This window comes from Sphingobium sp. SG1, assembly GCF_057063145.1.
Window position 1 is genome coordinate 1 of sequence record NZ_JBVVOJ010000034.1, and the last position, 15,266, is coordinate 15,266.

Genomic DNA, 15,266 nt, shown 5'->3' on the forward strand with positions numbered 1-15,266 from the left:
GGTTCTTTGCGTCGTGACATAGTGGGACTCCTTGTTGCCCATTATGCCCGGCCACACACGGAAATCCTGACAGTCCCCCCAGGCGACCCGAAAACTGTCGTCTGAGGCGCGGATCACGCTCGATATCTCGACCGCCACCTGGATCTTCCCGACCTTCGTGAAAGGATCGTCACGCCGTGCATATTCGCTCAGCGTCGCGGAGCCCTTGTCGGTCGTGAAATCATAGGCGCGCAACCAGTTCTGACGCAGGATGATGGGATCGGCGGGGAGGCCCCTGACTTCCTCGACGAAGCGGGCGAGATGAAAAGCGATCTGGGGATCTGTCGGGCGATAGTCCCGCGCAGCGGGCGAGACCGCCTGCGCCTGACCGAACTTGTCGACCTCGACGATCCATGGTGTCACAGTTCCACGCGCCATTTGCCACAACAGCCCGGCACCCAGCGTCGCCGAGAGCGCCATGCTGGCGAAGAATGCCAGCCGCCAGTTGTGGGCCTGGACCCGCGATGATCCGATCCGGTCATCCCATGTCTGAGCGGCGCGCTGATAAGGGGTTACCGGTTCGGGCGACTTCCCATAATGCGCCGATGTCCGCTGGAACATGATGTCAGTTCCTCTCACTGATATCCGGGCCGGCACCGCCACCATGGCTGTCACCGCCCTTGAGGGTCTGGCTTGCAATTGTGGCGCCATGGCTGATTATCTGTCCCCGCTTCATCGCCATGGCCCACTGGGGCACATTGTCGGCGCCGCTCTGGGCACTGGCGCCTGACATTTGCTGTCCTGTCCCTGAGCGTCCTTGCGCAAACCCATCCTTGAGCCCGGCGACACTGTTGCGCAGAGGGGAGGAAAGGGATGCCGCAGCGCTTTTCGCAATTTCTGCCAGCCCGCCTCCCACAGCAGATGCACCGGATTTTCCACGCGCGCCGGCTGAATAAGCCTGTGTCGTGGCACCGGCGATCCGAGCACCGCCCGCTGCCGTGCTGCTTGCCGCGCTGCCGACGGCGCCGGCTGCCAGCCTTCCTGCAGCGCCGCCCGCTGCCAGGGTTGCAGCTGCAGCGACCGCCGTTCCCGCAGCGCTCCCGGCACCAAGTTGCGGGCCACCCGAGACAATCCCATTGGCTATGCCGGGACCGAATATCCCCAGACCCAGGAGCGTCAACGCAGCAAGGGCAATCGACATGACTTGCGCGAGGTCGGGTTCGGCAGACATGCCGGCAGTGGTGAAACGCGCGAACAAGCTTGTTCCGATTCCGGTGATCACAGCGAGAACAAGCAATTTGATTCCGGATGATATCACATGCCCAAGCACGCGCTCCGCCATGAACGCAGTCCGGCCAAAGAAGGCGAAGGGAAGCAGGACGAAGCCAGCAAGCGTCACGAGTTTGAACTCTATGATCGTCACGAAAACCTGGATCGCGAGAATGAAGAAGGCCAGCACGACGATCAGCCAGGCTATGAGCAGGATCGCGATCTGGACGAAATTGGTGAAGAGACCGACTGGCCCCAGAAGATCGGCCGTTGCGTCGAGTAGCGGCGCGCCCGCATCAAGACCGGTGGCGGCAACCGTTCCAGGCTTCAGAAAATCCCCGATCGCCATTCCACTCCCGGAAGCCTTGAGCCCCAGACCTGCGAAACTCTGGAAGAGGATCGTCGCGAGCGTCGAGAAATTGCCGATGATGAAGGCGAAGGTGCCGATATAGAGCGTCTTGCGGACAAGGCGTTGGACAATGTCTTCATCGGCGCCCCAGGCCCAGAAAAGGGCGGCGAGCGTCACATCGATCGCGATGAGGCTTGATGAGAGGAAGCCGACCTCGCCGCCCAGCAACCCGAAGCCACTCTCGATATAGGCGGTGAAGACGACGAGAAAATCGTCGATGATGCCGGTATCGTTCATGGCTGACGATCCGATCCGAAGAAGTGGCGCCGCCGGTTTTCCCAGTTGGCCAGACATGCCGCGTCCGGTTCGGTAGCCGCACGGCATTGCTGGGGCATGGGCTCAGCGCGATGCGCAATATCTTGCGGGCGCGTTGCCCCAGGCATCGCCTTTGGTGCCCGGATATTGGCCATGAGCATCGTCAGCGCGACGAGTATGCCCGCGACAGCGCATCCCATGATGGTGATCCCCAACTGCCGCATATCAGTTGCCGCGAAAGCGGCGGAAGCGCTCGCGCGCCTCCGCTTCCGCAGCGGTTGCCTGCGCCGCTTCAAGCGCCTGCGCCCGACCTTGGGCGGCTACCATCGCCGTCAGATCGGCAAGCTGCTGCGCCTGGAGGGCAAGCATCTGGTTGCCGGCCTGCGCCACCTGCAAGGCACCGGTCGCCGACTGGCTCGCGTCGACCAGACGCGCCATGCTGGATTGCGCACCTTCAAGATTGCCGACCACGCCTGCCTGAACGCGCATTGCATCCTGCAATGCCGCGACGCTGTCCTGCCAGCGGGCATCGGCATTCGCGACCATCTGGGCAGCGTCGCCGCGCAGCGCTGTCCCCGTGTAACGGTTGGCGAAAACATTCTGGACGTCCTGGACATCATAGGCGATGCGCTGCGCGCTGGCGAGCAACCGACGGGTCTGGCTTATCTGGGCCTGGAGCGTCGACAATGTCGAGAGTGGGAGGCTTGTCAGGTTTTTCGCTTCGTTAAGCAGCGACGTAGCCTGGTTCTGGATTTGCTGGATCTGGTTATTGATCTGCGCGAGCGCCCGCGAGGCCTGCAGCACGTTCGAGGCATAGTTGGTCGGATCATAGACCACCAGGGCATGGGCCGGCGGCGCGATTGTCATTGCCATCGGCACCATCAGACAAAGCAAAGGAATGCGCGTCTTCATCGGGGCATCTCCTTAAGATCGGGATGAGGCTGAGGGGCGATGTCGGCCGGCGGCGCGATGTCGACATGGGCGAGAAGATCGGCTGCCCAATCGAGGCCGCAGTCCTCCAACCATCTCGCCGCGAACTGCTCTTGGCCGACCTCGCCGAGCGTATCGGTGATCCGGCGGTGGCCCTGCTTTGAAGACGAGGCCGCGAAGGCGAGGGCGACCTCACCCAATCCGAGTTCGAACAACCGGTTTCCGCGCCGTGACTGGCAATAATAATCCCGCTTGGGCGTCGCTCGGCTCAATATCTCGGTCTGGCGATCATTGAGGCCAAAGCGGGCATAGATTTGCGCGATCTGCGGTTCGAGCGCCCGTTCATTGGGCAGGAATATGCGGGTCGGGCAGCTCTCGATGATAGCCGGCGCGATTGCCGATCCGTCGATATCCGACAGGCTCTGCGTTGCGAACACGACGCTCGCATTCTTCTTGCGCAGGGTCTTGAGCCATTCCCGCAATTGTTCTGCGAACAGCGGATGGTCGAGCACCAGCCAGCCTTCGTCGATCAGGATGAGGGTCGGGCGGCCATCGAGACGTGCCTCGATCCTGTGGAAAAGATAGGAGAGTATGGGCGCTGCCGCGGGGGAACCGACCAGACCTTCGATTTCAAAGGCCTGGACCGAGCGGGATCCAAGGCTCTCGCTCTCGGAATCGAGATAGTGGCCCCAGGGACCTCCCTCGCAGTAGGGCGCCAGCGTCTGCTTGAGCCGCTGCGTCTGGATCAGCGCGACCAGTCCTGAAAGGGTGCGCTCGGCAATGGGCGCCGATGCCAGCGAATTGAGCGCGGTCCACAGATGGTCCTTGTCGGCCGGATCAAGCACCATCCCTTCGTTTGCCAGCAGGGCAGCGAGCCATTGCGCGGCCCAGCTTCGTTCGGGCGCGTCGTCGATCCGGGCCAGCGGTTGGAGAGCGAGCCTGGCAACTGCCTCACTTCCCGCATCGATCTGGCCGCCAAGATCCCGCCATTCTCCGCCCATCGCGAGGGTGGCCGCGCGGATGGATCCGCCAAAATCGAACGCAAAGATCTGGCTGTCGCGATACCGACGAAACTGCATCGCCATGATGGCAATCAACACTGATTTGCCGGCGCCGGTGGGGCCAACGACCAGCATATGCCCGACATCGCCCACATGGAGGGAGAGGCGGAATGGCGTGGAACCCTCTGTCTTGCCGTAAAGCAACGCTGGGCCATCGAGATGATCGTCCCGCTCCGCGCCCGCCCAGACTGCAGAGAGCGGAATAAGGTGCGCGAGATTGAGCGTGGAAATGGGAGGCTTGCGGACATTGGCGTAAACATGACCGGGCAGGCTGCCCAGCCATGCCTCGACGGCGTTGACCCGCTCGATCGAACAGGTGAAGTCGCGACCCTGAATGACCTTTTCGACGAGCCGGAGCTTCTGGGAAGCCTGGATCGGATCCCGGTCCCACACCGTCACGGTCGCTGTCACATAGGCGATGCCCGCATGATCGGCTCCCAGCGTCTGGAGCGCCATGTCGGCGTCGGCCGCCTTGTTTGCTGCGTCGCTGTCCAGGAGGACCGATTGTTCATTCGTCATCACCTCCTTGAGGATGGCGGCGAGAGACTTGCGCTTGGCAAACCATTGTCGACGGATGCGTGTCAGCAATTTGGTCGCGTCGGCCTTGTCGAGCATGATGGCACGGGTCGACCAGCGATAGGCGAAGGCTTGCGCATTGAGGTCGTCTAGAAGCCCCGGGAACGTCGAGGTTGGGAAACCAGTGATGGTGAGCGTGCGCAGATGATGGTCGCCAAGACGCGGTTCGAGACCGCCGGCCAGCCCCTCATCGGCCAGGAGCGCATCGATATAGGCTGGAGTTTCAGGGACGCGAACCCGCTGGTGCCGGGTCGAGACGCAACTGTGAAGGAAGGTCAGCGTCTCGGCATCATCAAGCCATCGAGCCTCGGGCATGAAACCGTCGAGCAGATGAAGCAGCCGGTCAGTCCGGTCGGCAAAATTCCTGAGGAGGGTCGAAGGTTCGAGCGCGCCCTTCACGCCCCCCTCATATAACCAGGACTCTGCCCGAGACATTTCCTCGGTCGGCGGCAACCAGAGCAGGGTCAGATAATAGAAGCTTTCGAAATGGATGCCGGCTTGCCGGAACTGCGCGCGCCGCTCCATATCCACCAGGGCTGATGCGGGATCGCAAAACAGGCTTTCGGGATAGGCCTGGGCCGGCAGGCGCTGCGCTTCCACGAAGAGAGCCCAGCCCGACCCGAGGCGCCTCAAGGCATTGTTCACGCGCGCGGCAACAGCGACAAGTTCGGCCGGTGTTGAACTGTCGAGATCCGGTCCCCGGAACCGTGCGCTTCGCTGGAAAGACCCATCCTTGTTCAGGACGATGCCCGGCGCCGCCAACACCGCCCATGGCAGAAAGTCGGCGAGGCACGCGGACTTCGAGCGATATTCGCGCAATGACATCATGGCTGCATCCACCCGGGATATTGGAGATGGCGACGCGCCACATCGACGAACTGGGCGTCATGGCGCGCCGCCCAGACGCAAGCGAAATGGGCGATGGCCCAGAGGATGAGCCCCAATATCCACAGGCGAAGACCAAGTCCGATCGCGCCCGCGAGCGTGCCGTTGACGATGGCCAGCGAGCGCGGCGCCCCGCCCAGCAATATCGGCTCGCCCAGCGCCCGGTACACCGGCGCATGGAAACCTGGCGTGGCGTCCCCGTCTCGCATCAGACGAGCGCCCCGCCGCCGAAGCTGAAGAAGGACAGGAAGAAACTCGATGCGGCAAAAGCGATCGAGAGACCGAAGACGATCTGGATCAGCCGCCGGAACCCACCCGACGTGTCGCCAAAGGCCAGGCTGAGACCCGTCACGATGATCACGATGACCGCGATGATCTTGGCGACGGGGCCTTCGATCGACTGCAGGATCGACTGGAGCGGCGCTTCCCACGGCATGGACGAGCCGCTGGCATGTGCAGGCACCGATATCAGCATCAAGGCGATGCAGGCAGCGCTCGACATCGTGCGCAGCCGACGGATGCGGCTCGTGATGGGATGGATCATGGCTTGTCTCCTGGGCATGAGGCATGGGAAGTCAGGCGATAGTCGCCGGTCACGGGGTCCAGGCCTGTCACCCAGGCCAGTTCCGTAAGGCGCCGGCCTCGTGCGTCGCGGTTCAGGACCGCGATGAGGTTGACGGTCTCGGCGATGAGGGCGGTCGGGACTTTCACGACTGCCTCCTGGATCAACTGCTCCAGTCGGCGAAGCGCGCCTATGGCGGTGCCAGCATGGAGCGTTGCAATCCCGCCGGGGTGACCTGTTCCCCACGCTTTGAGCAGGTCGAGCGCTTCTGCGCCGCGCACCTCCCCAATCGGTATGCGATCGGGGCGCAGGCGTAGCGCCGAGCGTACGAGATCCTGGAGCGACGCGACGCCGTCCTTGGTCCGCATGGCGACCAGATTGGGCGAAGCGCATTGCAGCTCACGCAGATCCTCGATGAGGACGATCCTGTGCGGCGACTTGGCGATCTCTGCTAGAAGGGCATTGGCCAGGGTGGTCTTGCCCGAGCCGGTGCCGCCTGCGATGATGATATTGGCACGGTCGGCCACAGCCCGCTGGAGCACTGCCGCCTGTCCATGCGTGATCACGTTCGCTTCGACATAGTCGTCGATCGTGAAGATTGCGGTCGCCGGCTTGCGGATAGCGAAGGTGGGTGCCTTGACGATCGGTGGCAATAGCCCCTCGAAGCGTTCCCCTGTTACCGGCAGTTCTGCCGAAATGCGCGGCGATCCTGAATGCGCGTCCAATCCGACATGATGGGCGACCAGGCGGATGATGCGCTCTGCATCATCGGGCGCCATCTTGATCGCACTGTCGGACATGCCGTCGCCAAGCCGATCCACCCAAAGGCGACCGTCGGGATTGAGCATGACCTCGATAATAGCGGGATCCTGAAGCCACCGCCCGATATCGGCGCCGAGCGCGGTCCGAAGCATGCGTGCGCTGCGCAAGGGCTTGCCGATTGCTGCTGTGGCGATCGCCGACATGAGTGCTTCCCATCTGCTGGCGAAGCCGACGCGTCGCCGATGGGAAGATTAAGAGACGCAGAAAATGGCGGGTTTCAACAGATGTTTGAGGACATCATGGTCTGGCGCAGAATGACAGGCGCTAGCGTAGATGGCGCCGCGCCAGCTTGGGCATGAAAGGCTGGTCACCCGCGTGACGACGTTACCGCCCGATGGTGATTCGCCGCCTCGGCAAGGCTCAGCGCATCACCTCACTGGATGGTGGCGCCTGGAGCAAGGGCGTCGAGGCAGGCAGCGATCGCAAGCCAGCGCATTACGCCGGCTTCGTCACCCTTGATGGAGAGGGTTTTCACGCGAGCCGCGATGAACTCAGCCGCTCCAGCGCCAAATTGACGGTCCACAGCAAGTGCTGCTGCCCAACGCTCCATATTCCGGGTCATAGAAGCGACGGAGCCTCAGCAACCGCGGCCTTCTTCACCCATAATTCGCTGGTGCGGGTCATTTCGATCAGCTTGTCGGGATAGCGACGGTCCTGAAACGCCACGGCATCGTCGAACGACCCATGAAGCCAGCGCTCATATTCATCTGGCATCAGGAGTACAGGCATTCGATCGTGCACCGGCCGGATGGCTTCGTTGCAATCCGTCATGACGCCGGAATAAACCGGTCCCCATTCATCGCTCACGCGCCACAGGCCCGCCCATGCAAAGATGGACTGTCCCTTTACGTTGAACCAGGTCCGGGTCTTCGCGCCCTTTTGCCCTTCGGCTTCCGCAAAGGCCGTCAGCGGGATGAGGCAGCGCCATTGCGGCTTGGCCGCCAGGCCTTTCCACATCGGTTTGGTGAGATCGGCGATATTGTTGACAGGCTTGGGCTTTGCCGTCGGCGACATGCTTTTGAGGCGCAAAGGAAAGCCCCAGGTCATGGATTGCATGATGCGCTGTTCGCCTTCTTCCCGGACCACGAGGCCCGGCCTGCCGGGATAGACCTCGTCACCGGCGTTGGACATGACCGGGTTGGCGACGCCGAAATGGGCGGCCACCTCGGCAGCGCTCAGGCGCTCGGTGTAGAGATTGCAGATGGCTGACCTCCTGTTCGAACGGAGCGGCTGGAGCAGTTGGCGATTCCATCGTCATCCTACCATGGAGCGAATGACCAGGAAGCCGCCAATCTGTCAGGCAGCCGGCAAATTTCTCGCCCCAGCTACAGCAAGAGCGCCTGCGCCTGGGTTCCGGGTGGCGGCGCCTTGCTGCGCCAGCTATCCTCTGTCTGCTGCACGTCCATCCGTTCGGCCGCAAAGGGCGGCCGGAACTGAAACCGGATCACATCCTGGATGCTGCCATGCAGCCAGGCGTCATAATCATGGGGATCAAGCAGGACCGGCATCCGGTCATTGGTCGGCGGAATTGCGGCATTGGCTTCCATTGTCATGCCGGCATAGACCGGCCCCTCGCTCAGCAGATTCCGGCAGAAGCCCGCCCAAGCGACGATCGGCTGACGCTTCACCGAAAACCAGGTCCTGGTCCTGGCACCGGGCACGCCATCGGGATTGGCGAAATGCGTGAGCACGATAAGACAGCGATAGCGCGGGTCGACCACCATCTCCTCCCACATTGGATTGGTGAGATCAGCGAGAAGGCCGATGCGACCCGCTTCCTCGCCACGCGCTCGCATATCCTTGGTCAGGCGCGGAAAGCCCCAGGTCATGGACCGCAAGAGGCGTCGGCCGCCCTTTTCGAAGACGACCAGACCCGGCAGCCCTTCCACCGTCTCCTCGGGCACCGCGACCGACGGCAAGGGATCGATCCCTGTCCGTCGTCGAAACATTTGGCACAGATGGGATCGTGGATTAGCGGAGAGCGGGCCTCGTCTGGGGCTTGATGTTAGGCGGCGAGCTTGCGGTGAAGCAAGCGGCGATGTTCGATGGTCTTTCGCTTGATGGTTTCGCGGCGCCTGATGATGGCGGGAGCCCTGCCGAAGTAGGCGTCTGCCGGGGTCACGTTGCTCAGGCTCTCGTGGTAGCGCTGGTGATTGTAGTGCTCCACGAACGCCTCGATCTGGGCCTCGAGGTCGCCGGGCAGGAAGTAATTCTCCAGCAGGATGCGGTTCTTCAAGGTCTGGTGCCAGCGCTCAATCTTGCCCTGAGTTTGCGGATGCAACGGGGCTCCGCGAACGTGGCTCATCTGCTGGGCCTCGATGTACTCGGCGAGTTCGCCCGCGATGTAGCCGGGGCCGTTGTCCGATAACAGCCGGGGCTTGTGCAGCACCGTGGCACTATCGCAACCCGAGGCCTTGAGAGCGAGGTCGAGCGTGTCGGTGACGTCCTCGGCGCGCATGTTGGTGCACAGCTTCCAGGCGATGATGTAGCGCGAATAGTCGTCGAGCACGGTCGAAAGGTACATCCAGCCCCACCCGATGATCTTGAAGTAGGTGAAGTCTGTCTGCCACATCTCGTTCGGCCGGGTGGTCTTCGTGTGGAACTGGTCGGCGGCCTTGATCACGGTATAGGCCGGACTGGTGATCAGGTCGTGCGCCTTCAACAGGCGGTAAACCGTGGCCTCCGACACGAAGTAGCGCTTCTCGTCGGTGAAGCGCACGGCCAGTTCGCGGGGGGAGAGTTCGGTCGCATCAAGCGCCATCTCGACGATCTGCTCGCGGACATCCTCGGAAATGCGGTTCCACACCCGGCCTGGCGCACAGGGGCGATCCTCCAGCGATTCGGGGCCGCCTTCGAGGAAGCGATCATACCAGCGGTAGAACGTCCGGCGGGGAATGCCGAGCTTATCCAGCGTGTGCTTGGCGGGCAGGTGCGACTGCTCGACGATCCTGATGATCTCCAGCTTTTCTGCGGCAGGGTACCTCATTCGTCGTCGCCCCCATCCGCGATCATGCTTTTTTTGAGCAGACGGTTTTCCAGCGTCAGATCGGCCACGCATTCCTTGAGGGCACGGGCTTCGCGGCGCAGGTCCTGAACCTCGCCCGTTGTCGCACTGCGGGCGGTGTCACCGGCAAGACGGCGCTTGCCGGCTTCCATGAACTCCTTCGACCAGGTGTAGTAGAGGCTCTGGGCAATGCCTTCACGCCGGCACAGTTCGGCGATGCTGTCCTCGCCGCGCAATCCGTCGAGCACGATGCGGATCTTGTCTTCGGCCGAGAAATGCCGCCGCGTCTGTCGGCGAATATCCTTCACCACGGCTTCGGCAGAGGCCTTCGTCGGCGATTTTCGCAAGGAGGGTTTGGGCTTCATCTGCGTTCCTTCGTCACTACGACGAAGCCCAAACCCTCCTTAAATCTCAACCCATAATCTGTGCCATGGGTGCTGACGCCGGACAATAGCCCTTGGCGGTGTGCGGTTCATCGACCCAGCTGCCACGCGCATAGCTGCCGTAGAGGATGATCTTCTGGATGCGGCCCTTCTTGCGCCATTCATGCTTGGCGAGCGCGAGCCCGTCCTCAAATTCCTCGAAGATGATCTGCACGACGCGCGCGAGTTCGCGCTGCTTGTCGGCGGGAAGATGATCGAGATCGTTACGCATGGTACAGCCACCCTGTCGGACCGATCGCCCGATGGCAAGCCATCGGGCGCGGCGGGTTGATCATAGGCAATAGGAAAGCCTAATTAGAATGCGCGCGCAGCTTGCCCCGTGGCGCGCAGCCCCCAATCAATTACCCCACAGCCTCTAAGCCGACGATACCGGTGAGGAATCAGCCAGACATCATCAAAATTTTGATGGCCGGTCGAGGATGCCGACAAGCGGTAGAAGGCATCGTCATCACAACGTCATCGCTGCGCACCATAGCGGGCCCGCCGTTCCTCCCCTGCGGAGCGGCCCTCCCTGAACTACGACCCCGCCGTGGAGATCTCTCCGGCGGGCTTTTTGTTGGTTTGGGACGGGTTTCGGACCAGCCAACAATGGCGAACCTTGGGACCTAGCCGAATGTCGGCTTTTGAGAGCCTCACCCAAGAAAGCAGCCATTCACGGCCCGTAGGGAAGCCTATCGGCAGAAGCCGCGCTAGGCCCCATTTCGGACATCTGGGCGGATAGGCGTTCACCCTAAAATACCGGTCGCAAACGGTACCTTCCACTTATTGTGAGCGAACGCGTCGCCTCGTCTACGGATTGGTTGATGGTCGAGAATTGAACTCTGTCCTGGTTAAATCTAGGCTCTCCCTCGATCATGATCATTGCAAGGACGCTAGATGACCAGCCAAGTACTTCGCGACGAGCCGGGTAGCGAACTCCGCTTGGTGTCGGACGATGACGGCAGCGAGCGCTATGAGGTGAAATGCCAAGGCATGAAGCTCCAGACATTCGATGCTTTCGAGGATGCGGAGTCCTTTTTCAATCGCTGGGCGCCTGAGATCGCCATAGAGATTGAGCGCTTCGACAAGCGAAGATGATCTAAGACCTGAGAACCTGGGACGCTACCCACTGCAGCAGGAACAACTGGCGCTCGGCGCTCATTGCCGGCCTGCTGGATGATCTTGTCCTCGACTGGCTGATCATCGCTTTCCATCGGCCAAACTATCAAGCTGACGGCCCATTGATCAACGGCATCGTCTAACGACGCGCCAAGAATGTAACCGCAATGGCGACGATGCGGGACTAGTCCAGAGGGCGTGCATAGCCGCACGCCGGATGGATGAACTCACACCAACCTTCGCCTATATAAGGACCGCGGACCGACCCAAGCGTCCGCCGATGGGGGACGATTGAGCGACCGGGACGACATCATCGCAGCAGCGAATGCAGGCACGCTGCCCGAGCTGTTCGTCGAACGGCTGCGCCGTCACCACACCGACGAGCTCGGCAAGGCTTTCCGCGCGACCCTGACCAAACTTCACAATGACGGCACGATCGATGTGCTGGAACCCGCGCGGCGAATCGCGATATCACCGATCAACCAGCACGACTTCTTCACGGTGATGCACGTCTATAGCCAGCTGATCCCGGCGCTCGTCGCCAGCGTCCCGAACATGCTCGCCGCCGTCAAAGCCCTGTCGACGCGCGCCGGCGAGGATCTCGCCTCGGGTATGGCCAATGGCGGCTATCGGACCTGGGCCGAACAGGGCAGCCGCGCTCGCGACACGTTCGAGACAATCAACCCCGAGGATGGTGACGACAGCGCCTATGTCTTCCTGGCGTTGCAGGCGCTGGCCAAGACCGAGCCCGATGCGGCGCTCGACCGCGCGATCCTTTATGTCGGCGGCAATGCGGGTCCGGCGCGGTCGGCCTCAGCCAAGGCGATCGGCACGTTCGATCTTACCGATCCCGACCGCCGTACCCGCGCTACCGACGCGCTCGCCGCCAATGCAGCGAGCGCCGACGACAACAGCCTCGGTCATATCCTCGCGGCGATTTGCGAAATCGCTAAAGCTCATCCCGACACCCACACAATGGCCGCGGCGCTGATCGACGCTAATATCGAACGCACCGGCGACCATGCGATTCACCAGCTATCGCTCGAACTGATGTTCCATGCCGACGAGCTACCACAGGCAATCGTAAAGCCCCTGACTGCGATCATGCACCGTGTTCCGATCGGCAATCGCGGCACGATCCGCGACATTGGCGCGGCGGCGGGCAAGCTCGTCGACAAAAACCGCCTTGATGAAGCGCTGGCGCTGATCACGCCGTTGCTCTCACAGCATGAGGAGCTGACCTCCCTCGAGCCGCTCGGCAGCCTAAACTATCATCTGCTGAAATTACCACCCGACGAACTCGCTCAAACCATCATCATCTGGCTGCTGGCGTGCGACCCCAATCTTGGCCGCGCTACCATGGCGCTGGTCGGCGACCATCATGGCCATGCGCCTCTCATCCTCGATCCTCGCTCCGCAGCCGCCAGCCTCGACGACCCCGAGCGGCTGCTGCTTGCCCATCGGGCGATCGGCTGGCTGTTCGTCCATCCGGTCACTGCCGCGTCGCTGGTGGTCGGCCTGCTCGACGGCGCAGGCGACGCTGCGCAGCGCACGATCGCCGAACTGCTGTTCGATCCGCTGCTGATCAACTTCTCGGGGTCGGTCGGCGACTGGATCGCCGCACAGGCCAAGGCTCCGGGTCATCCATCACAAGCCATCCTCAACGATCTCGTCACTCGGCTCGAGGCTTATATCGAGGGGCTGCGTGAGCCCGGCCGGATCAAGGAACTGCGCCCGTCCGAGCGCGAACGGCTGATCGAGAACCACCGCCAGCATGAGTCGATGCGCCAAGCCTATAAGGCATCGGAGAAAACCTCGATCCTCGCGTCGCTCGCAACGCGGCAGGTGCTGCTCTACGGCACGCGCTCGATCAGCTATTTCAAGGGAATGGGCGGCAAGCAGCAGCGCAGCGAGACGAAGATGCACAGCTTCAGCCACAGCATCGAATCGCCGCGCCTCAACATCCTCGAGCCGTTCGACCTCGACTATATGCTGCGCGTGTTTCGCGCGATGAGAACCGCGCCATGAAACTCGTCATCCGGGAATATCTGGCGTCGCTGAAGGAGCGCGACGAACTCGACGCGGTTCTACCCGACCTACTGACCGAACTGGGCTTCACAGTCTATTCGCGGCCGGCGCGTGGCACGCGCCAATATGGCGTCGATGTCGCCGCGGTCGGCCCCGGTCAGGACGGCATCCGGCGCGTGCATCTGTTCTCGGTTAAGTCGGGCGACCTCGATCGCAACGAATGGAATACGGCGAGCCCTCAAAGTCTCAGACCGTCGCTCGACGAAATCCTCGATCATTATATCGCGAGCCGCATCCCGCCCGAATATGCGAGGCTCCCGATCGCAATCTGCCTGACCTTCGGCGGTGCGATCGATGAGCAGGTCCGCGCCGAAGTGACGGGTTATATGACCCGCAACACCACGCCCAAGATCAGCTTCGAGGAGTGGAATGGCGATCGGCTGGCGCAGGTCATTCTCGACGGCATTTTGCGCGAGGAGCTACTGCCAGCACCGCAACGCAGTCATTTGCGCAAGGCCGTGGCGATGGTCGAGGAGCCCGACATCGCGCTCGACCACTTCCAAAGGCTGTTGCGCGCCATAGCCGACCAGCCCGGTGCGACGCCCGCAGGCCGGCTCAGCCAAGCGCGGCTGATCAACATCTGTCTGTGGATCATGTTTGTCTGGGCGCGCGAGGCCCACAATGTCGAGGCGCCCTATCGGGCCAGCGAGTTGGCCTTGCTCGAGGTGTGGCAATTGCTCAAGACCGACATCGCCAGGACCTCGAAATCTGGCGAGGCCGCCAGCCTAGTTCTGAACGAACTGGCCGAGCTCCATTTCACGATCTGGGATGCGCTGTTCGAGGACAAGATTCTGCCGGCGGCCGAGATCCGTCATGCGATCTCGACAGCGGTCGAAAGCCACGCCGCGCTCGACATCAACCTCAAGTTGTTCGATCTCGTCGGCCGACTGGCGCTGCGCGGGCTGTGGTTGGTGTGGCAGCTTTCGCCGGCGACGGGCCCTGTCGTGCTCGCCAACGACTATCTCAATACGCTCCCGGCCCTCATCAGCGACACCACCCGAGCGACCGTCAACCAGATCGACCGGCTGATCGAGGGGATGATGGCGATCGTCAGCAACAACCGCGCGCTTCTCTCGCCGATCGGCGACTGGCAGGCGATCGATATCGGTCTTGCCTTCACCCTGCTCGCCTGCCGTCCCGGTGCGCATGGCGCGATCGACCAATGGGCCGAGGAGCTCGCCAAGCATTCGATGTTCGCGTTCAAAGCGCATGGCCGTTACCCGATCACCAGCCGTTCCTATTGGGACCTTGTCGACCATCCGTCCGAGCGCAGCGAAGCGTATCGCACCGCCTCTACCGAGGGAAGCATCCTCTATCCGCTACTGGCAATTTGGGCGGCGGCGAGAGGCGAGCAGACGCTGTTCGACGAGATCGCAAAGTTCAGCGAGGACGCCCTTGCACATTGCACGTTCCAGACCTGGCTTCCCGACGAGGACAGCGAGGACAATCTCTATCTCAACCGCGACAGCCACGGGGCGGCGCTAACCGGCATTCCAGTGACCGACGGCACGCGCGACTCGCTCGATTTCATCCTTGCCGAGGCGAAGACCAACAAGCATTATGACCAGCTCACGGCGGTAAAGCTCGGCCATTGGCCGATCGTGCTGACCGCTTGCCGCGCACATCGCCTGCCGGTGCCGCCGCAAGTCTGGCGCGACCTACTGCCCCATGTGAGCCGGCCAGCCAAGGGGACTTAGCCTGCCGGTATGGCGTAGGGCATTATATTCAGGCGATCGCTGTAGCGGTTCAGCGCGTTCAGCTCGCAGATGCGGATTTGGGCGGACCAGCCATAGATGTCGCTTCGCAGAGTAACCGTGGCGCCGAGGCCGCCTTGCGCGGTTGGGGGATGAAGGGCTGATTGCCGCTCGGATAGGGAGCGGCGATG

16 protein-coding genes and 1 pseudogene are annotated in these 15,266 nt (G+C 62.3%); 3 read left to right on the top strand and 14 right to left on the bottom strand.

Annotated features, from left to right (window positions below; genetic code table 11):
* The 13 genes and pseudogenes from trbF to AC0KVN_RS26480 all read right to left on the bottom strand — a co-directional run.
* On the bottom strand, nt 1-600 hold a 600-nt coding region (trbF, locus tag AC0KVN_RS26420), incomplete at its 3' end, for a conjugal transfer protein TrbF (protein ID WP_483656639.1).
* A gap of 4 nt (nt 601-604) precedes the next feature.
* Nucleotides 605-1,894 carry a P-type conjugative transfer protein TrbL gene (trbL, locus tag AC0KVN_RS26425; protein WP_483656640.1) on the bottom strand — a complete coding sequence of 430 codons (1,290 nt, stop codon included), beginning with the start codon at nt 1,892-1,894 and terminating at the stop codon, nt 605-607.
* Nucleotides 1,891-2,136 carry a putative entry exclusion protein TrbK-alt gene (gene trbK-alt / locus AC0KVN_RS26430; RefSeq protein ID WP_483656641.1) on the bottom strand — a complete coding sequence of 82 codons (246 nt, stop codon included), beginning with the start codon at nt 2,134-2,136 and terminating at the stop codon, nt 1,891-1,893. The genes trbL and trbK-alt overlap by 4 nt, the downstream gene beginning before the upstream one ends.
* Nucleotide 2,137: 1 nt before the next feature.
* Nucleotides 2,138-2,824 (bottom strand): P-type conjugative transfer protein TrbJ, encoded by a 687-nt coding sequence (trbJ, locus tag AC0KVN_RS26435; RefSeq protein ID WP_483656642.1) that lies wholly within the window; start codon nt 2,822-2,824, stop codon nt 2,138-2,140.
* Nucleotides 2,821-5,307 (bottom strand): conjugal transfer protein TrbE, encoded by a 2,487-nt coding sequence (trbE, locus tag AC0KVN_RS26440; protein ID WP_483656643.1) that lies wholly within the window; start codon nt 5,305-5,307, stop codon nt 2,821-2,823. The genes trbJ and trbE overlap by 4 nt, the downstream gene beginning before the upstream one ends.
* A complete protein-coding gene (locus AC0KVN_RS26445; RefSeq protein ID WP_483656644.1) occupies nt 5,304-5,573 on the bottom strand; it encodes a VirB3 family type IV secretion system protein in 270 nt (89 codons plus the stop codon). Before AC0KVN_RS26445 ends, trbE begins: the two co-directional genes overlap by 4 nt.
* Entirely contained in the window at nt 5,573-5,908 is a 336-nt protein-coding gene (locus tag AC0KVN_RS26450; RefSeq protein ID WP_483656645.1) for a TrbC/VirB2 family type IV secretion system protein, read from the bottom strand. Before AC0KVN_RS26450 ends, AC0KVN_RS26445 begins: the two co-directional genes overlap by 1 nt.
* Nucleotides 5,905-6,891, bottom strand: a complete 987-nt coding sequence (gene trbB / locus AC0KVN_RS26455; protein WP_483656646.1) for a P-type conjugative transfer ATPase TrbB — start codon at nt 6,889-6,891, stop codon at nt 5,905-5,907. Before trbB ends, AC0KVN_RS26450 begins: the two co-directional genes overlap by 4 nt.
* A gap of 230 nt (nt 6,892-7,121) precedes the next feature.
* Nucleotides 7,122-7,310 carry a DUF6961 family protein gene (locus AC0KVN_RS26460; RefSeq protein ID WP_483656647.1) on the bottom strand — a complete coding sequence of 63 codons (189 nt, stop codon included), beginning with the start codon at nt 7,308-7,310 and terminating at the stop codon, nt 7,122-7,124.
* Nucleotides 7,307-7,912, bottom strand: a complete 606-nt coding sequence (locus tag AC0KVN_RS26465) for an SOS response-associated peptidase (RefSeq protein ID WP_483656648.1) — start codon at nt 7,910-7,912, stop codon at nt 7,307-7,309. The genes AC0KVN_RS26460 and AC0KVN_RS26465 overlap by 4 nt, the downstream gene beginning before the upstream one ends.
* Nucleotides 7,913-8,073: 161 nt before the next feature.
* On the bottom strand, nt 8,074-8,667 hold the full coding sequence (locus tag AC0KVN_RS26470) for an SOS response-associated peptidase family protein (RefSeq protein ID WP_483656649.1): 594 nt from the start codon (nt 8,665-8,667) through the stop codon (nt 8,074-8,076).
* 86 nt (nt 8,668-8,753) lie between these two features.
* Nucleotides 8,754-10,117 (bottom strand): IS3 family transposase gene (locus AC0KVN_RS26475; RefSeq protein WP_139278864.1). Its coding sequence is split into 2 segments (ribosomal slippage): nt 8,754-9,767 and nt 9,770-10,117, totalling 1,362 coding nucleotides; the frame shifts between segments, so codons are not numbered across the junction.
* An 85-nt stretch (nt 10,118-10,202) separates the two neighbouring features.
* Nucleotides 10,203-10,406: pseudogene (locus AC0KVN_RS26480) on the bottom strand (nucleotidyltransferase); the annotation flags it as partial.
* Between the two features lie 665 nt (nt 10,407-11,071).
* On the opposite strand from AC0KVN_RS26480, the gene AC0KVN_RS26485 reads away from it, so the two are divergent.
* From AC0KVN_RS26485 to AC0KVN_RS26495, 3 genes are all read left to right on the top strand, one after another.
* Entirely contained in the window at nt 11,072-11,272 is a 201-nt protein-coding gene (locus tag AC0KVN_RS26485) for a hypothetical protein (RefSeq protein ID WP_483656650.1), read from the top strand.
* Between the two features lie 312 nt (nt 11,273-11,584).
* Nucleotides 11,585-13,321, top strand: coding sequence for a hypothetical protein (locus AC0KVN_RS26490; RefSeq protein ID WP_483656651.1), 1,737 nt, complete (start codon nt 11,585-11,587; stop codon nt 13,319-13,321).
* On the top strand, nt 13,318-15,078 hold the full coding sequence (locus AC0KVN_RS26495) for a hypothetical protein (protein WP_483656652.1): 1,761 nt from the start codon (nt 13,318-13,320) through the stop codon (nt 15,076-15,078). Before AC0KVN_RS26490 ends, AC0KVN_RS26495 begins: the two co-directional genes overlap by 4 nt.
* On the opposite strand, the gene AC0KVN_RS26500 is transcribed toward AC0KVN_RS26495, so the two are convergent.
* The coding region (locus AC0KVN_RS26500; protein ID WP_483656653.1) for a hypothetical protein at nt 15,075-15,266 on the bottom strand (192 nt) is incomplete at its 5' end. The genes AC0KVN_RS26495 and AC0KVN_RS26500 overlap by 4 nt on opposite strands.